15 protein-coding genes and 2 pseudogenes are annotated in these 16,636 nt (G+C 64.8%); 6 read left to right on the forward strand and 11 right to left on the reverse strand.

All coding sequences use genetic code 11. From position 1 onward, the window contains the following. Positions 1–63 precede the first annotated feature (63 nt). Both ACQCSU_RS21235 and ACQCSU_RS21240 read right to left on the reverse strand, forming a co-directional pair. Positions 64–624: a DUF6036 family nucleotidyltransferase gene (locus tag ACQCSU_RS21235; protein ID WP_426977363.1), complete on the reverse strand. Its 561-nt coding sequence runs from the start codon at positions 622–624 to the stop codon at positions 64–66. Next, a complete protein-coding gene (locus tag ACQCSU_RS21240; protein WP_426977364.1) occupies positions 621–1,241 on the reverse strand; it encodes a helix-turn-helix domain-containing protein in 621 nt (206 codons plus the stop codon). The genes ACQCSU_RS21235 and ACQCSU_RS21240 overlap by 4 nt, the downstream gene beginning before the upstream one ends. 489 nt (positions 1,242–1,730) lie before the next feature. On the opposite strand from ACQCSU_RS21240, the gene ACQCSU_RS21245 reads away from it, so the two are divergent. Further along, entirely contained in the window at positions 1,731–2,027 is a 297-nt protein-coding gene (locus ACQCSU_RS21245; RefSeq protein WP_426977366.1) for a transposase, read from the forward strand. Positions 2,028–2,291: 264 nt separating this feature from the next. Next, the gene (locus ACQCSU_RS21250; RefSeq protein ID WP_426977367.1) at positions 2,292–3,290 is read left to right on the forward strand and encodes a hypothetical protein; all 999 of its coding nucleotides are present in this window, start codon (positions 2,292–2,294) and stop codon (positions 3,288–3,290) included. A gap of 642 nt (positions 3,291–3,932) precedes the next feature. Here the strand turns inward: ACQCSU_RS21250 and ACQCSU_RS21255 are convergent. The 8 genes from ACQCSU_RS21255 to ACQCSU_RS21290 form a co-directional block, all read right to left on the reverse strand. Beyond that, positions 3,933–4,877, reverse strand: a complete 945-nt coding sequence (locus ACQCSU_RS21255; protein ID WP_426977369.1) for a sugar kinase — start codon at positions 4,875–4,877, stop codon at positions 3,933–3,935. 2 nt (positions 4,878–4,879) lie between these two features. Beyond that, complete coding sequence (locus tag ACQCSU_RS21260; protein ID WP_426977371.1) at positions 4,880–5,566, reverse strand: bifunctional 4-hydroxy-2-oxoglutarate aldolase/2-dehydro-3-deoxy-phosphogluconate aldolase; 687 nt, start codon at positions 5,564–5,566, stop codon at positions 4,880–4,882. Positions 5,567–5,602: 36 nt separating this feature from the next. Continuing rightward, positions 5,603–6,991 carry an MFS transporter gene (locus ACQCSU_RS21265; RefSeq protein WP_426977372.1) on the reverse strand — a complete coding sequence of 463 codons (1,389 nt, stop codon included), beginning with the start codon at positions 6,989–6,991 and terminating at the stop codon, positions 5,603–5,605. 87 nt (positions 6,992–7,078) lie between these two features. Next, positions 7,079–8,131, reverse strand: a complete 1,053-nt coding sequence (locus ACQCSU_RS21270) for an NAD(P)-dependent alcohol dehydrogenase (protein WP_426977374.1) — start codon at positions 8,129–8,131, stop codon at positions 7,079–7,081. Further along, entirely contained in the window at positions 8,128–9,651 is a 1,524-nt protein-coding gene (locus ACQCSU_RS21275; RefSeq protein WP_426977376.1) for a mannitol dehydrogenase family protein, read from the reverse strand. Before ACQCSU_RS21275 ends, ACQCSU_RS21270 begins: the two co-directional genes overlap by 4 nt. Before the next feature lie 2 nt (positions 9,652–9,653). Continuing rightward, on the reverse strand, positions 9,654–10,871 hold the full coding sequence (gene manD, locus ACQCSU_RS21280) for a D-mannonate dehydratase ManD (protein ID WP_426977377.1): 1,218 nt from the start codon (positions 10,869–10,871) through the stop codon (positions 9,654–9,656). Beyond that, on the reverse strand, positions 10,868–11,848 hold the full coding sequence (locus tag ACQCSU_RS21285; protein ID WP_426977379.1) for a 2-hydroxyacid dehydrogenase: 981 nt from the start codon (positions 11,846–11,848) through the stop codon (positions 10,868–10,870). Before ACQCSU_RS21285 ends, manD begins: the two co-directional genes overlap by 4 nt. Positions 11,849–11,859: 11 nt before the next feature. Then, entirely contained in the window at positions 11,860–12,840 is a 981-nt protein-coding gene (locus ACQCSU_RS21290) for a LacI family DNA-binding transcriptional regulator (protein WP_426977380.1), read from the reverse strand. Positions 12,841–13,515: 675 nt separating this feature from the next. Between ACQCSU_RS21290 and ACQCSU_RS21295 the strand changes: the two genes are divergently transcribed. The 4 genes and pseudogenes from ACQCSU_RS21295 to ACQCSU_RS21310 all read left to right on the forward strand — a co-directional run. Further along, complete coding sequence (locus ACQCSU_RS21295; RefSeq protein WP_426977382.1) at positions 13,516–13,839, forward strand: hypothetical protein; 324 nt, start codon at positions 13,516–13,518, stop codon at positions 13,837–13,839. A 227-nt stretch (positions 13,840–14,066) separates the two neighbouring features. Beyond that, the gene (locus tag ACQCSU_RS21300; RefSeq protein ID WP_426977384.1) at positions 14,067–14,333 is read left to right on the forward strand and encodes a DUF1876 domain-containing protein; all 267 of its coding nucleotides are present in this window, start codon (positions 14,067–14,069) and stop codon (positions 14,331–14,333) included. Between the two features lie 173 nt (positions 14,334–14,506). Continuing rightward, a pseudogene (locus ACQCSU_RS21305) lies at positions 14,507–14,833 on the forward strand (hypothetical protein); the annotation flags it as partial. Positions 14,834–14,845: 12 nt separating this feature from the next. Beyond that, positions 14,846–14,973: pseudogene (locus tag ACQCSU_RS21310) on the forward strand (3-oxoadipyl-CoA thiolase); the annotation flags it as partial. A 280-nt stretch (positions 14,974–15,253) separates the two neighbouring features. Here ACQCSU_RS21310 and ACQCSU_RS21315 read toward each other — a convergent pair. Then, positions 15,254–16,342 (reverse strand): IS630 family transposase, encoded by a 1,089-nt coding sequence (locus ACQCSU_RS21315; protein ID WP_426977385.1) that lies wholly within the window; start codon positions 16,340–16,342, stop codon positions 15,254–15,256. Between the last annotated feature and the right edge of the window lie 294 nt (positions 16,343–16,636).

Here is a 16,636-nt window from a genome sequence, read left to right on the forward strand (position 1 = left end):
ACGGCACCCGAGAGGAAGCGAATGGACCAAAGTCTGATGCCGGTGGCTCTTGAAGGCACCGGGCTATTCGCCGGGTTCGGGATTGAGAGTTGTTGCTGCGTCGAGGGCGTCGTCGACCACGATGAGGTAGTTGTCCCGGCCCGCGGAGAGCGGGATGGAGTGTTCGCCGTACTTGCGGTAGGCGAGATTCACGGCGTCGTCGGCGTTAGTGATGTTGAGGCGGCGCAGGAGGCGGGCGATATCGAGCATATCCTTGTCCCGCTCGGCGGCGATTTTCATGGCCAGGAGTGTTTCTGTGTCCGCTGCGCGGATGGTGAGCCCGTCCAGTTGCTCCAGTTCGACCCAGGTGGCGTTGTCCGGAACGAAGGCCGCTGCGTTGGAGTTTAGCCATTCGGGCGCAAGGTCATAGTCCGCGGCCATCTCGGTGACAACGGCGTTGACCGTGGCCTGGTCGGCGTAGCTGGCGTCGATGTCGGCGGTGGGGCGGTTGCCGATTCCTTGCAGGATGAGCGCGGCACCGCCCACGAGTTTGACGTCGCCGTGTATGCCGCGGGCCTTTAGGCGTCGGCCGAGTTCTTGGAGGAGGGCGCGGATTTGTGCGGCGGTGAGTTCTCCGCCGGTCATATGGTGGCCAGGCTGCGTTCGCGGATGAAGACGTTCATGGCGGCGAGTTCCGGTGGTGTTTCGGACATGGCGAGTTTCTTCATGGGTTCCCGGACGCTCCGGTAGGACTCTGCCGGCATCCATGCCTCATTGAGGGGCCTGATGCGTCTGGTCCAGGGCGGGGCGGGTTGCCCGAGCCGGTGTGCGGTGTAGTTCGTGATGCCGGCCAGGGCTGCGGACCAGTGTGGTTCCTTGAGCCGGGGGCTGCGCTGGAGTAGTGGCCTTCCCGCTTTGAGGGATGCGGTGGCGTAGTCGGCGAGCATCTTGATGGCGAACTCGAAGTCTCGTGAGTCAATCAGTTGTGTGAAGGTTTCGGCGTAGTCGCGCCTTGCAGGGTCGTAGTCACTGCCGCGGGGGATGGGCTCGGTGGCGGTCAGCGACAGCCCAAGGGTGTGGAGGACGGCCATAGTCTTTCCGAGCTCGGCTCGTTCGTGACCGGCCTCGAGATCGACGATGAACTTACGTGAGACACCGGTGGCCTCTGCGAGCAACTGCTGCGAGAGCCCGCGCTCTTGGCGTCGGGCGCGGATAATGGCGCCGGCTGCCGCGGGCGTGTCGATGCTGGTCGTACGTGTCAATAGTCCCTCCTTCGCCGGTTCCATTATGTCACCGAACGGTGACAGTCGCACTTTGTCTCTTGCGCGCCCGATTCTGATGGTGGCGATCAGCTAGGTGCGCCTGTCTCAGGGGTGCGATAGCTGATGAAGGGGAATGTGGGGTGTGTACATTGTTCACACTTCGGGCTTCGGATCGGGTCGTTTCTGGTTCGGATCGGGCCGGATTCCTTATGTTTTCGCGGGAGGCCAGTGATTGCGGGGGCTTGAATGCAGTTCGAGTCCCACCTCGGGCACAGTGCTTCCGTAACGGAACAAAACCCCCTCGTCAGAGGGGGTTCTTGCTCTAACGTGTGTACATTGACCCGGCTTGGGTCCCTCTGACGCTTGTCGCGGCTGGTGCCTGGCTGCCGTGGCCTATGAAGTTATGTGGGTGGCGGGGTCAGGAGCCTTGGCTAGAGGGTCTGCGGCCGTATGGTTTTGTGAGACAGCTTGTTAGGAGCCCTTTCTCGCATGACCGATCGTAAGAAGTACACGCAGCAGTTCAAGGACGAAGCCGTTGAGCTGGTGATCTCCTCGGGCCGTCCGATCGCACAGGTGTGCCTCGATATAGGCGTCCTAAAAGGCACGCTGGGGAACTGGGTGCGCAAGTACCGGGAGGATCATCCGGAACGGTTCACCGCTGGCGAGGAGAAGGCGCCGGTGTCCTGGGAAGAGCACCAGAAGGCGCTGGCTGAGATTGCCAAGCTGAAGCAGGACGTCGATTTTTTGGGAAAAGTCAGCGCCTTCTTTGCAGCGAAGCAACGGTAGAGGATTTCTACGAGTTCATCGAAGCAGAGAAGGCGAACCACCCGATCGTCTGGTTGTGCCGGGCCCTGAAGGTCTCCCGGGCCTCGTTCTACCGGTGGCGCAGCCCCGAGGGCCCGTCTCCGCGGGCCCTCCGGCACCAGCGCCTGGTTGCCGAGGTGACTGACCTGTTCGAGCAGGAAAAGGGCCGTGCCGGCCGTGACCAGCTGACCCTGATGCTCAATGCCAAGGGCGTGCAGGTCGCCATCGAAGGACGGAGACATCAAAATGACGGCAACCCCTCCAGGCACTTCTCCGCAGCCCTGGATCTTCTCCGCAAACGGGGTCCTCGACGCACTCACCTGGCCCCAGGCCGTTGACGCGCTCGAATCAACACTGGCCGCTGGCTTCGATCCGGAAACCGATCCCGACCGGCACTCCATCGGCGCTGCCGGCGGCCACATGCTCCTCATGCCGTCGTCGACAGGACAACGGGTTGGCGTCAAAGTCCTTACAGTCCGCAACGGGCCGGACGCCACCGGTGCACTGCCCATGATCCAAGGCGCATACGTCCTGTTCGACGGCGATTCCATGGCACCGCTCGCCATTCTGGACGGAGCCGCGCTGACCAAGGTGCGCACAGCCGCGACCTCCGCCCTGGCCATCCGACACCTCACAGACCACCCGCTCCCGCGCCTCGTGGTATTCGGCACCGGCAGCCAGGCCCACGGGCACGCCTCGGCGCTGCACGCTACCGCCGGGGTTGAACACGTCGACGTAGTCGCCCGCGACCCCTCCAGAGGCGAAGCCTTCGTCCGGAAACTGCGCTCCGAAGGCATCCCTGCTTCCGTGGCCACTCCAGCCGCGGTGTCCTCAGTGGAGATCATCGCCTGCACCTCCAGCACGGGCGCCCCGCTCTTTTCAGGTGACGCTGTAAGGACCATGCCCTTGTCCTCGCCATCGGAAGTCACACCCCAACAACGACCAGGGACATCGACTCCGCGCTGGTCTCTCGCGGCATCGTCGTCGTCGAATCACACCGAAGCGCACAACGCGAAGCCGGCACAGTCCTTATCCCTCAGGGCGAGAACCTCTTGTACGTCCAGGATCTTCCGACCCTCTCCGATCTCGTCCAAGGCCGATTCATCCCCGCAGGAACAGGACCACGGACATTCGTCGGCACCGGCATGGCGTGGCAAGACCTCGCCATTGCCGGAGCCGTATTGGCTGCAGCCCAAGAGCAGATACCCCGGCACGGAAAACATCTGCGGGACAACCCGGAACTGAACGCATCCCGCGATAGCCCACCTCGGAATGGCCCGCCGGACCGAAGATGGGGGGTGGGTGGCTGTGGACAACTACGGCCAGCCGGTAGCCACAATTTGGTCACCCTATCTTGGGCGCCCAGACACCTTCCGCTGCGATCCGCTGCCCCACGCGCGCTACGTCGACGCCGTAGAGGCAGACGACTTCACAGCGGTCCTCGACTACGCACTAAACAACTTCAGCCCGGCACATTGACCCTGTCGAGGGACGGTCCGTGAAACCCTGGCGGACGGGACAGCGCACGGTGCAGGGAACGCATCGCAGCCACCGTGACACATCAAAGGATCTTGCTCTGCCTGGGTTGACCCAATATCCGCTATCGGTTGATGTATTCCGATGGCAAACCAGTCGCACACCATTCACGTTAGGTTGCTGAGCAAACGGCGGCGCCGCAGCGGGCTAGCACCGTTGCCTGTCGCTAAGGACTGAATGCCGAAGAACTGGTTTCGGCGGAGCTCCCTCCAGTGTGCTTCTTTGGCACTGAATTCACTGGCTTCGTAGTCGGTGCCGTCGGCCAAGCTCAGGGCGCGTTTCACAGTTGCTCCTGTCTGCGGGGGTCTGCCGCTTCAGCGCGGCAGCGTCCCGGGGGCGATCTTGGTTGTGCTAGCGGGAGACAGGTTCTTTTGTCTCCAGCAGTGGCAGTTCGCTGCGGCGCGGGAACCCTTCCCAGTCTCCGGCGACGAGGCATGCGAAGGCTCCGGTTGCCGCTGCTGTCCTGAGACGGGTGGTTGGACTGTTTCCGCCCACGAATTCGGCCAGGTAGCCGGCGACGAAGGCGTCGCCGGCCCCGACGGTGTCCACCGCGTCCACGGGGACCGCCTGCTGTCGGTAGAGTTCGCCGTCGATCAGGGCGAGGGCGCCGTCCGGGCCGAGCTTGATAACCGCCTGCTTCGGGCCCATGGCAGCTATGCGCCTTGCGAGCTCCTCCGGTTCGGCGTCGCCGACCGCAGTGGCTGCTTCGTCCTCGCCGGCGAACACGATGTCCGCCAGGGGGATGATGCTTCGGTAGATGTTTCCGGCCCCTTCGGGGGACCAGAGATTGCTCCGGTAGTTCAAGTCGAAGGACACCGGCACGTCCGCGGCCCGGGCCACGCCGATGGCGTACGTGAGGGTCGCTGCGGCCTGCTCCGAAAGTGCCGCGGTGATTCCGCTGACGTGGAGCACCGCGGCGCCGGACAGGAGTTGCTCGTCGACGTCGGCCGGAGCGATCCGGGAGCCTGCGCTGCCGGCGCGGTAGTAGCTGACGCGTTGCGTGGCGGGGGTCCGTCGTTCTTTGATCATGAGGCCCGTGGGCGCCGCACGGTCCACGGCGGCGCGCACGTCGACGCCTTCGGCCCGGATTTCGCGTTCCACCAGTTGGCCGAGCGAGTCCTCACCGATCCGGCCGCACCAGACGGCCTGCACGCCGAGCCGCTGGAGGCCGATGGCGACGTTGGACTCGGAGCCGCCGATGCCCAGGCTGAGGGTGGAGGCGTGGGCCAGCGGGCCGGTCTGGTCTGCCCGCATCAGCGCCATGGTCTCACCAAAAGTCAGTACGTATGGTGCCACGCTCACTTGTTTTCACCGATCTGGTCTGCTGTTTGGTCGGCCAGGCTGCGGACGCGCCGTGCCCTGGCCGTGAGTTCATGCAGGTTTCCGCCTTTGAAGGCGTCACCGAGCAGCGGTCCGCCGAGGCTGACAGCCAGGGCTCCTGCCTTGATCCAGCCGGGAACGTCCTCGACGTCTACTCCACCGGAAGGAATCACCTGGAGGTCCGGGAACGGGCCGCGTAGCTGGGACACATAGCCCGCGCCGACGGTGGACGCAGGGAAGACCTTGACGGCGGTGGCGCCCAGCTTCCAGCCGGCGTGCAGTTCGGTGGGAGTGAGTCCGCCCGGGAAGACGGGCGTGCCTCGCCGGACGCAGGCGGCGATGACCTCCGGCTCGGTGATGGGGGTGACGATGTAGGCGGCCCCCAGGTCCAGGGCTGTTTCTGCTTCCTCAGCTGTGGTCACCGTACCGACCCCGATTTCCAGGGCATTGCCGAATCGTTCCTGGAGCCGGGGGAGTTCGTCCCACGCTCCCGGCGTGCTCAGCGTCAGTTCGATGCTGAGCACGCCTCCCCGCTGCAGCGCCTCGATGACCGGAGCATATTCCGTGGCGTGCCTGGCCCGGAGGACGGCCACCACCCGGGTTTCGCGGAGGACGGCGGACGGAGCCGGGCGGGAAAGGGTGCCCTGTTGATCGAGGCGCAGCATGGAGTTCCTTCTTCGGAGTAGTTGGCCGGGCGGGTTTTACTTGGCGACGCGGGCGTCGAACAGTTCGCCGGCGACGACTGAATCCCTGACCTGCAATCGGGTGGTGACGGCGTCGTTGGGATCTGTCAGGTCCCTGTTGAGGGTCTCCGGCGAAAGCCGGGTTGCGATGAAGCTAACGAGCATGACGAAGGACATATAGATGGCCACCGGGATCCACGAGTTGCTGAAAAGTGCCAGGAGGCCGGCGCAGACCATCGGTGCGATGCCGCCGCCGATGATGGAGGAGAATTCACGTCCCAGTGTCACGCCGGCGTAGCGGTAGCGGCTGCCGAAGATTTCCGGGAAGTAGCTCATGTGGACGCCCACGACTCCCTGGCAGGCCAGCATGAATCCGACGATGATCACGAGCAGGATGGCGATGGGTGAACCTGTGGTGAGCAGCATGAAGGCGGGGGCCGGGAAAAGGACCAGCGCTCCAGTGATGATGGAAACCACCCGGCGTCGTCCGATCTTGTCGGAGAGCATGCCGAAACCGACTGCTGCACAGCCGCCGCAGATTGCGCCAATGAGAAGTACCTGCGGGATGAACTTGGGGTCGGTGCCCACCACCGTGATCAGGTATGAGGCCATGAAGACCTGGATGGTGTAGGACTGCGTGCTGACGCCGAAATTCATCAGGATGACGCGCAGGACGTTGGCCTTGCCGAACTTCGCGACTTCCCGGAGGGGCGCTGGGGGCTCAGTGCGGGCCTGCTTGATTTCTTCAAAGACGGGTGATTCGTCCAGCTTGCGGCGGATGATCAGCGCTGCGATGGTGACGAAGATGCTGGAGAGGAACACGAGGCGCCAACCCCACGTCATCATGTCGTTTGGAGCCAGGGACTGTGCGGCGATCCACACGAGGGCTCCCAGTGCGGTGCCTGCCGCGGCGCCAACCATGATCAGGGAGGCAAGCTTGCCGCGGGTGCCCGGTGCTGCCGATTCGGTCAGCAGAGTGGCGCCGCCCGACTGCTCAGCGCCTGCCCCGAAACCCTGGGCCGCACGGCAGACGCACAGCAGGACCGGGGCGAGGACGCCCACCTGATCGAATGTTGGCAGAAGGCCGATGACGAGTGTGGCGCCGCCCATCAGCAGGAGTGTCACCACGAGGATCCACTTGCGGCCGAGACGGTCGCCGAAGTGGGAGAAGAAGATTCCGCCGAGGGGTCGGAAGAGGAAGCCGACGGCGAAAGTGCTGAAGCTGGCCAGCAGAGCGGCGGCCGGTGAGATGTTGGGGAAGAACAGGTGGCTGAAGACCAGCGCCGAAGCCGTCCCGTAGATGACGAAGTCGTAGAGCTCAAGCGTGGTGCCGATGAGTCCGGCCAGGGCCGCCTTCCGCACCTTTTTCTGGTCGACTGCTGTGGGCTGGGGGTGTGCTGCTGTCATTTCCATACTCCTTTGAATGGATGTGCTGCGTGGACGGTCTCTCGGGCCGCGGGGCGGTCGGGACCGGGTGGATCGGTGGGGCGTGGATCAGTAGGTGATGAGGACTTTGAGGTTGGTGGGGTCGGTCACGGGGGCGGTCAGGGCGGTCGCGGCCTCCGCCAGCGGATAGGTGCTGGTGATGATGGATCGGAGGTCCACGTTCCCGGAGGAGGCGAGTTCGATCGCAGTCGGGAACGCGTGGGCGTACCGGAAGGCGGTCACGAGGTCGATTTCGTAGCGCTGGAGGAAGCCGAGCGGGAGGCCGTCGACGGTGGGCCGGGCCTGGCCCACCACGGTGGCACGGGCTGCCGGTGCCAGGGTCTGGATGCCGTCGGCAAGAGCCCTCGTGTTGCCGGAGCATTCGATCAGCCGGTCCATGTTTGTCAGGTCCAGGGCCGTGGCTGCGGTGTTGATGGTGCGGGTGGCCCCGAACTTCGCTGCGGCCGCCAGGCGGTCGCCGTTGACGTCCGTGACCACTATTTCGGACGCGCCGCGTGCGGCCGCTACCTGGGCGACCAGCAGCCCGATGGGCCCTGCGCCGGTGATCAGCACGCGCTGGCCCTTTTCCACCTGGGCGCGTTCGACGGCCCAGACGGCGACGGCGAGGGGCTCGATTGCGGCCCCGATTTCGGCCGGGATGGTGTCCGGCAGCTGATGGAGGGCCGCTTCGGGAACCACTACGTGGCGGGCAAACAGGCCGTCCGTGGGCGGGGAGCCGAAGCATGTACCTGAGGGGCAAAGGTTGTAGCGCCCGGAAAGGCAGGTGGGGCACGTCCGGCAGGGGAGGGCCGGTTCGATGACGACGGCGGTGCCCGCGGCAATTCTTGCCCCGGTGCCGGCGGCGATGACTATTCCGGCGCCTTCGTGCCCGAGGACCGTGGGCTGGCGGAGGACGTTGGTGCCGTTGCGTCCGTCGGCGAAGTAGTGCATGTCCGAGCCGCAAATGCCGCCGGAGCGCATCTCGACCAGGACGTCGTTCGGGCCGAGGGCCTTGAGGGGTTTCTGCTCAATGCGGATGTCACGTGCGCCGTGCAGGACGGCGGCTTCGGTGGTGTGCGGCAGCGCCGGTAGATCCGGGCGGTGCATGGATTGCGCGGTCATTGGATGCTCCGGCTCTGTGCGGGAAGAAGGGCGGTTGACCCGGCCGCCGCCTGGGCGGCGGCCATGGGTCCTTGCTGGTGGATGATGTCGATCAGTTCACCCGTTCGGTGGATGAAGGCGTCGCGGGTGGCGAGTTCATCACCCAGGAGATGGAGCTGGCCGATGACCTTACGGGCGAGCTCCCTGCCGGAGGCCGACCCTGCAGCGAGACTTTGCAGTGATTCCCTGGCGGAGTCTTGCATCTCATGGGCGTGAATGCCCGGGTTGAAGCCGTGCAGCGGCGCGATGCACGAAAGGTACGCCGCGGTGGTGAGGGCAAGATAGTGGGGCATGACACCGCCGTCCAGCAGTTGCAGCGCGGGGAGCGGTATCCGCTGGCGGAGCTTGACGGATCCGTCAGAGCCGACCTGGCTGGTCCGGTGCCCCAACGCCGAATTCCGCCACCGCGAGAAGAGCTGGGCTTCGTAGGCATCGACGTCGACGGCGGCCGGCACCGTCACGCTGGGCAGGTATTCCTGCCGCAGGATGGTCCGGGCCGCCGTCTCGATGTAGTCCAAAGCCGTGGAATCCGGAATCGTGGCAGCACCGGACAGCGCGCCGAGGTAGGCGATCAGTGAATGGGTGCCGTTCAGGAGCCTGACCTTGAGCTGCTCGTAGCCCGCGACGTCATCGGTGAAGATGGCGCCGCCTGCTTCCCAGGCCGGGCGGCCTGCAATGAAGTTGTCCTCAAGGATCCACATTGTGAACGGCTCCGCGGGGACGGGGATCCGGTCTGTGTAGCCGCGCCGCTGCGCCACGAGGTTGCGGTAGTGGTCGGTGGTGGCGGGCACGATTCTGTCCACCATGGAGGAAGGAAACGTCACGTTAGCGTCGATCCATTGAAGTGTCTCGGAGGCTTCGGCGGCCGGCAGCAGTGAGGTGAATTCGCGGACAAGCCGGCGGGTGTGGTGCCCGTTGTCGGCGAGGTTGTCGCAGCTAAGGATGGTGACCGGTTCGCCGTGCGTCCGGCAGCGCTGCTGGAGGCCGCGCACGATCTGGCCGATCGGCGTGCGGGGGGCCGCGGCTTGGGCCAGGTCGTGCTGTACATCGGCGTCAGCAACATTCAGCGAGCCGGTTGCGGGGCTGTAGGTGTAGCCGTTTTCCGTGACAGTGAGGGACACGATGCGGGTTGTAGCTGCGCCGATTTCCGCGACAACGCGTCCGGGGTTTTGCGCCGCGACGAAAGCATCCGAATGCACGCGCGGCGTGGAGAAGGTCGAGCCTTCGGGGGATATCTCCACGACCGTGTAGGTCATGTCCTGGGCGTGCATGGCGTCCGTGACCGCACTTGAGCGACTGGATACTCCGATGATGCCCCAGTCGCCGCCATGGGCGGTGATGGCGGCGTCAGTGTAGACGGCCTGGTGGGCGCGGTGGAAGTTGCCAAGGCCGAGGTGGACGATGCCGGGGGCAGGGGCTGAGGGTCGGCGCAGGATACCGGGGGTCCTCGCCGACAGTGGGGGAACAGGGGAGGAGGCCACGGTTACCAGTCCTTCATGGAGCCGTCGAGCTCCCGGGCGATGGGCAGGTACGCCTGTTTGTACGGGAACCGGGCGGCGGCCTGTTCGTCCACCTGCACGCCGAGGCCGGGTTCGTCGCCGGGGTGCAGGTAGCCGTCCTCGAAGCGGAAGCTGGACCGGAAGACCTCGGAGACCAGCGGGTCGTAGCCCATGTATTCCTGGATGGCGAAGTTGCTCGTGGCCAGGCCGAGGTGCAGCGAGGCGGAGAGGTTGATCGGGGAGACATCCGAGGGCCCGTGCGGGGCGCCCTTGATCTGGTAGACCTCGGCCAGGGCCAGGATCTTGCGGACGTGGGAGATGCCTCCGGCGTGGACCACGGCGGTGCGGATGAAGTCGATGAGCCGTTCGGTGATGAGCTGCTCACAGTCCCAGACGGTGTTGAAGACCTCGCCGATGGCCAGCGGGATGGTGGTCTGCTGCCGCAGCGTGCGGAGCAGCCGCTGGTTTTCGGCCGGGGTCACGTCTTCGAGCCAGAGCAGGTCCACGTCCTCCAAGGACCTGGCAAGGCGGGCCGCTTCGGTGGGGTTGAGCCGGTGATGGACGTCGTGGAGCAGTTTCAGCTCCGGGCCCACGTGCTCGCGCACAGCGGAGAGGATTTTCGGGGCGTGACGCAGGTAGGCAGAGGTGTCCCAGTCCTCTTCGACCGGTCCGGCGCCGCGCCCGGCCGGTTCGTAGCTGGCGGCACCCTTGGTGACGCCGTAGACCTTGTCCAGGCCGGGAACGCCCGACTGGGCGCGGACTGCTCGGAATCCCTGTTCGCGGCGCTGTTCCACGGAGTCCAGGAGTTCGGGGAGGTCCCAGCCGGTGGCGTGCGTGTAGGTGAGGATCTTGTCGCGGGCGGCGCCGCCGAGGAGCTGGTAAACGGGGACGCCCAGGGCCTTGCCCTTGATGTCCCACAGCGCCAGGTCGATGGCGCCGATAGCTGCCATGGTCACCGGCCCGCGCCGCCAGTAGGCGCCGCGGTAGAAGTACTGCCAGGTGTCTTCGATGCGGTCCGCATCGCGGCCAAGCAGGGCGGGGGCGAGATGATCGCGAAGGTAGCTGGCGACGGAGAGTTCGCGGCCGTTCAGCGTCGCGTCTCCCCAGCCGACGATGCCGTCGTCCGTGGTGATCTTGAGCGTGACGAAGTTGCGGCTGGGGCTGGTTACGAGGACGTCGACGTCGACGATTTTGCGGGTCATCTGGAAATCACTACATTCTTCAGCGGTTCGTTCGTGGACAGGCGCGTGATGTTGTCGGCGATCTCCAGGGCACGGCCGCGGAAGGTCTCTGCCGTGACACCGGAGGAGTGCGGGGTCATGATGATGTTGTCCAGGCGGCCGAACGGGAGCGCGGAGGGTTCGCCCCGCCCGTCGGATGCCGGATATTGGTACCAGACATCGACGGCGGCGCCGGCGATCCGCCGGTCCTTCAAGGCTTCGTAGAGCGCAGCTTCGTCGACCACGGGACCCCGGGCGACGTTGACGAGCTGTCCGTCCGGGCCCAGGTCATCTAGTTCGGAGGCGCCGACCAGTGCCGTGGTTTCGGCGGTGAGGGGGATGCTGATGACCAGGATGTCCGATTCGCTGAGTGCATCGCCGAGCCGGTCTGTGGTCCCGGCCCAGCGCAGCGAGTTCGCCCGGGCGTCCACGGTGCCGCTGCGGGTGATGGCGATGCCTTCGGAGCCGAAGGCCTGCAGCAGGTTCCAGGCGGCGCTGCCGATGTGGCCAAATCCGAGGAAAGTCACCACGGCTCCGCGGAGCGTTTCCGGCTGGCGGATCTCCGGGGAGTAGACCGAGGAGGCCCAGACCCCGGAGCGGAGGGCGGCGTCCTGGCCGAGCAGGTTTCGGCGGAGGGCCACGAGGACCGTGGCGATGTGTTCGGCGATGGAGCCTTCATGATGGAACGTATTGGCGCACGACGCTCCGGCCGGCAGTGCGTCGGCGTCGATGCCGTCGTAGCCTGCGCCGGCAACGTGCACGAGGCGGAGGTTGCGGGCCGCGGCTCCCATGGCGCCGGTGAAACGGGGGCCCACGTAGACGTCGGCGTCCTTGAGGTCGGTCAGGACGGCATGTTCATTCCAGCTGTCGTGCCAGGACGTGGCGGCGCCGGCGGGAAGGGCCGCCTCAAGTGTGGCCCGCTGAGGCATCAGGTTGGGGTCTGCGATAACGATTCTCATGGTTACTTTCCCTAGAGGGCTTGATCTGCGGTACGGGCGGCAAAGGTAGAGCCGCGCACTATGAGCTGTGAACTGAGGTGGACGGCCTCGGTGGCCGTGGGCTTTCCCGCCACCTGTTCGAGGAGGAGTTCGAGTGCGAGTGCGCCGCTTCGTTGGATCGGCACCCTCACCGACGTGAGGCCGGGCTCTGCCGCGGCTGCGATGTCCAGGTCATCGATACCCACGACGCTGATGTCCTCGGGGCAGTGGTAGCCGAGCGTCCGGGCGCCGGCGAGCATTCCAATTGCCACGAGGTCGTTGTAGGTAATCACCGCGGTGGCGCCGCTTGCGACGACGGATGCCGCCGCAGCAAGGCCGCCGTCGACCGTTGCGTTCTGGTTTCCCACGGTGACGAGTTCGATGCCCCACTCCTGGCAGAAGGTGCTGATGGCAGCGATGCGCTGACCATTCGCCCACGACGAAGCGGGGCCTGGGATGTAGGCAAGCTTGCGGTGGCCCAAGGCGTAGAGGTGCTCGACGGCCTGGCGCAGTCCTTCGCCCGCTTCCATCAGCACGCGGGCTGCGTGGTCCGCTTCCCCGTTGATCACGACCAGCGGTGCATTGCCCGCAAGCTGGTGGATCTGATCGGGGGGAAGACGCGGTGAGCAGAGGATGATGCCGTCCACACCGGTAGTCAGTGACGCAAGATGCTCGCGCTCCCGGGAGGAGGACTCGGCGGTGTCGGCCAGCACCATGCGGTGGCGGCCGTGCCACGCCTGATCCTGGATAGCCTTGATGAGGGCCGCGAAAACGGCGTTGGAGATATCCGGAACAATGACGCCGAACGTCCGGCTGCCCGTGAGTCCCGGGACGTCGTAGCCCAGCTGTTCAGCCGCCGCCATGACTCTCTGGCGGGTATCGGATGCCAGCCGGCCGGGATCGCTGAACGCCCGCGAGGCCGTTGCCAGGGACACGCCCGCCAGCTTCGCGACGTCCGTGAGTTTTGCCGACATCAGTCCTCCAGTTGCTTGGTTGAAACTCTTCCACCCCAGTATGGAAAAACTTGTACAAGTTTGTCAAGGACTTTCCATGAGTTGCGTCACAGATGGCCGGATTGCCCAGACGACACCGAGGGCCGCATCGTCGAAGAGAACACGCCGCAGGAGTTCGTCACAGAATGCAGGGCCGACCGGGCCCGGTCCTGAGCACGGCCCTGTGGGCGGCAGCCTCTAAACGCACGTTGGCGGAGTCGATCGATCTCGTGTGCCCGGGTGCCGTTGTGTCACCTCACCGACTGACCCATGCCGCCAGGAGCTCCATGATTCACGCTTCGCACTCCCACCGGGGGCCGATGATGCCCACCGTTCGGGCGTCAACCGAGCGGGCAGGAAGCGGTCAGCGCCTTCAACGAAAACCCTGGCGCCGCGCCTCCGGTCCGATCTCGGAAATGGCTCTCGAAAAGCATTGGCCGAATGAGGTCTGCGGACATGAGTATTGAATTAGGGTCAGCGAAGTCACGAGGGTGACAGGATGGCCATGCCAAGGGCCTGTCATTTTCAGCAGACCATTGTGCTGGTTGACAGAAGCCCGCGGCACGGCTGACGTTAGTTGGTGCGCACGACCCCATAAGCTGGTCCGCAGGCATAATCTACGAGAGAACGCTTTCTTCCAACGCCGGGGAGCTCATCATGGACACCGAATTCGCTGATGTCATCGATCATGACGTCACCACCATCACCTGCGTATGCGGCAATACCGTCAGCAAGGAGGGATTGATTCAGGCCAACTCACAAGGCACCCCCGTTCACATCGGCGGAAACACGCCAGTGCCCGCGGGGCTGGCTACGTGGCCTGAGGACGAGGATCTCTACACCCTGTGTCCCTCATGCGGCCGTGTTTACCATGACATGGTCATCGAAGAGACAGGGACCGCGCCCGTTGCTTTCCGAGTCGATATCACTGCTGGACCGATTGCAGAGGCAATCCGTGTCCACTGGGACCTCAACACGTAGCCCTGTGACCGTGTCCAGGATCAGTAACGGTATGCCGGGCACCGGTGCGGGGAACCTGGAGACCACCGCCTCCCAGGATCTGTACACGTTTCACCGTTCCGGCCGGCGGGCAGTCGCTGTATCTGGATCTTGGGACCTGCCCGCTCACGGTCTGCGGGAAGTTTGCGGTCCTTGACGGCTTGCCTCGAGCTTGGCATGGTGGAAATCGGATCGAGGAGGCGAGCACCATGCAAGAGAAGAGCTGGTCGGTGAACATCGTTATCGACGAACATGAAAACCAAACGCGGGCCACGGCGCGTTTGAGGGCCGAGAACCGGGCCGAACTGGAAGGTGTCGGGTTGGCCAGGCTGAATCCGGTAGATTCCGATGTCCCCGAGATCGGGGACGAGCTGGCGACCGCACGCGCCTTGGCGGACTTGGCGCATCAGCTGATCGAAGTCACCGCGGCCGATATCGAGAAAGTCACTAAAGAACCTCCGCATCTCCGCGCTTAGCCCTGCCATGCTGAGCGTTAGTCCTGCTGGCCGGCTGGAATCCCCGTGATGAACTCGGCGGCGCACTCGGCGATCATGATGGCCGGAGCGTTAGTGTTCCCGGTGGGCGCCAGCATGCCCACACGAGCCCTCGCACCTTCGCTCGACGTTTCCGCGACGAAACAGGCCTTCCGCCTCGGCAGTGGCTCATCAAGCAGCGCATTGACCGTGCCCACCACCTGCTCGAATCCAGCGAACTAACCGTCGACCAGATCGGGGTGACGTCGGCTTCGCCACCGCCGCCTCACTGCGCCAGCACTTCGCGACTGAACTCGGCGTCTCACCGGTCGCCTATCGCCGAACCTTCCAAGCCGCCCACGCATCCCCGATCGGCAAGTAGGAGTAAGGCGTCAGGGCACGCTGACGGCCAACGAACAGTGGAGCCAAACCCCGGCCGGGTGAATCAGCAGACGACAAACCCCGGGCGTCCGGTCATGCGAGTTTCCGCGTTTCAGCCATGAGATGTCTGAAGGGCCCCCGTGGAGGCCGCGAACAAGGCCCTCGCGAAGGCCGGCATGGGCTGGGACCAGGTAGGCGCCGTCGACTCAACGAGGCGTTTGCCGAACCGCTGCTGCGTGGAACCAGCTGGCCGGCTTCGCCCTGGCGTCAGAGATTGAATGGCCCGTTTCGATGGGGTTGGGAGCCGTTGTGCTAAGTGCGGGATTGGCTGCGGCCCTGGCCTTCCTCAGCTCTTGGAACTCCAAGAGCGTCCCGGGGACGACAGCGCTGCGATGACAGTTATACGGGACAGCGACCAGGTGACGATGCCGTATGCCAGATGGGGATGATGTCGCTGGCCCGGTCAGTGTGAGACCAATGACCCTTTGCGCGAGTCTTCGGGAACGTCAAAACGCCACCCGAGTCAGACCTAGTGGTGTGTCTCAGTTTTGCTTGACGGTTTGGAGTGCGACGCGGCCGCGGGCGACTTTTTCGAGGATGGATTCCGCTGTCGCCGTCCACACCAAGGGCTTGGGCTCATCGTTGTGGGCGGCGAGGTATCCCTCGATCGCCGTGATCAGGTCCGGGACTGAGTGGAACGTTCCGCGCCGCAGGGCCTTGTCCGTCAGTTCCCGGAACCACCGCTCGACCAGGTTCAGCCAGGACGAGGAGGTGGGCGTGAAATGCAGGTGGAACCGGGGATGTTTCTCCAGCCATGCCTTGACGTTGGCATGTTTGTGTGTCGCGTAATTGTCGAGGATAAGGTGCACGGCCAGTCCGTCCGGGACTTCCTTCTCGAGTGTTTTCAGGAACGTCAGGAACTCAGTGTGGCGGTGCTTGGGCAGGCATGAACCGATGACCTTGCCGGTGGCAACATCGAGGGCAGCGAACAAGGTGGTCGTGCCGTTGCGCTTGTAGTCATGGGTCATCGTTTCGCCCCGGCCCTTCTTCATCGGCAGTGACGGCTGGGTGCGGTCCAGGGCCTGGATCGAGGACTTCTCATCCATGCACAACACGATCGCCTGCTCCGGCGGGTTCAGATACAGGCCCACCACATCGATGAGTTTCTCCTCGAACCGCGGATCGGTGGAAAGCTTGAACGCCTCCACCCGGTGCGGCTTCAGCCCCCGCGCGGCCCAGATCCGCTGCACCTGCGCCGGGGACACCCCGACCTTCGCGGCCATGGTCCGCACCGACCAGTGCGTATGCCCTTCCGGCCTGGAGTTCCGCGTCAGCTCAACGATCTCATCGATCTTCGACTGCGGAATCGAGGGCTTACGGCCCCGCCCGGCACGGACCTTCCCCAGCTTCGCCAGGCCCTCATCCTCGAACCGGGCCCGCCACGCACGCACCGTCCCCGGGCTTGTCCCGGCGACCTTCGCGATCGATTCATTGGCCAGCCCCTCCGCGGCCAACAACAAGACCTGTGCCCGCTGCACCTCACGATGGGACGCCGTCTGCGATTTCGACAGCACCTCCAACGCGGCACGCTGACCATCGGAGACCACCAAAGCAGGAGTTGGATTCGACATATCCCCAGTTTAACCCAGCACTCATAGACTATTTTGGAGACACACCACTAGCAGTGGGGGCTAAATATGCGTATGCGCGGTCGAAGAGCTCCCCCAGGGGTTAGCTTGCTGAAGACTTTCCGCACCTCGACCCGCTCCAGTCAGTCGCCTTGTTGGACGGATGGCCGACCAACCTTCGTGCCGGGCCTCCCTCACCATGGAATCGAAGTCCGCGACCACCTGGCGTCGGCAGGCTGCGTGCGCGGCGGATCAAGCGCAGTGGACAAAAACTTTGTCGTTGGCGATTCTCTCCTG

Source organism: Pseudarthrobacter sp. O4, from assembly GCF_050157025.1.
Lineage (GTDB): Bacteria > Actinomycetota > Actinomycetes > Actinomycetales > Micrococcaceae > Arthrobacter.

What these genes read in the sequence shown, in the direction of transcription:
- ACQCSU_RS21235 (WP_426977363.1), bottom strand. Translation starts at nt 624, where the DNA reads ATGACCGGCGGAGAACTCACCGCCGCACAAATCCGCGCCCTCCTCCAA.
- ACQCSU_RS21290 (WP_426977380.1), bottom strand. Translation starts at nt 12,840, where the DNA reads ATGTCGGCAAAACTCACGGACGTCGCGAAGCTGGCGGGCGTGTCCCTG.
- ACQCSU_RS21315 (WP_426977385.1), bottom strand. Translation starts at nt 16,342, where the DNA reads ATGTCGAATCCAACTCCTGCTTTGGTGGTCTCCGATGGTCAGCGTGCC.
- ACQCSU_RS21260 (WP_426977371.1), bottom strand. Translation starts at nt 5,566, where the DNA reads ATGCTGCGCCTCGATCAACAGGGCACCCTTTCCCGCCCGGCTCCGTCC.
- ACQCSU_RS21250 (WP_426977367.1), top strand. Translation starts at nt 2,292, where the DNA reads ATGACGGCAACCCCTCCAGGCACTTCTCCGCAGCCCTGGATCTTCTCC.
- ACQCSU_RS21285 (WP_426977379.1), bottom strand. Translation starts at nt 11,848, where the DNA reads ATGAGAATCGTTATCGCAGACCCCAACCTGATGCCTCAGCGGGCCACA.
- ACQCSU_RS21265 (WP_426977372.1), bottom strand. Translation starts at nt 6,991, where the DNA reads ATGACAGCAGCACACCCCCAGCCCACAGCAGTCGACCAGAAAAAGGTG.
- ACQCSU_RS21270 (WP_426977374.1), bottom strand. Translation starts at nt 8,131, where the DNA reads ATGACCGCGCAATCCATGCACCGCCCGGATCTACCGGCGCTGCCGCAC.
- ACQCSU_RS21245 (WP_426977366.1), top strand. Translation starts at nt 1,731, where the DNA reads ATGACCGATCGTAAGAAGTACACGCAGCAGTTCAAGGACGAAGCCGTT.
- ACQCSU_RS21300 (WP_426977384.1), top strand. Translation starts at nt 14,067, where the DNA reads ATGCAAGAGAAGAGCTGGTCGGTGAACATCGTTATCGACGAACATGAA.
- manD (WP_426977377.1), bottom strand. Translation starts at nt 10,871, where the DNA reads ATGACCCGCAAAATCGTCGACGTCGACGTCCTCGTAACCAGCCCCAGC.
- ACQCSU_RS21295 (WP_426977382.1), top strand. Translation starts at nt 13,516, where the DNA reads ATGGACACCGAATTCGCTGATGTCATCGATCATGACGTCACCACCATC.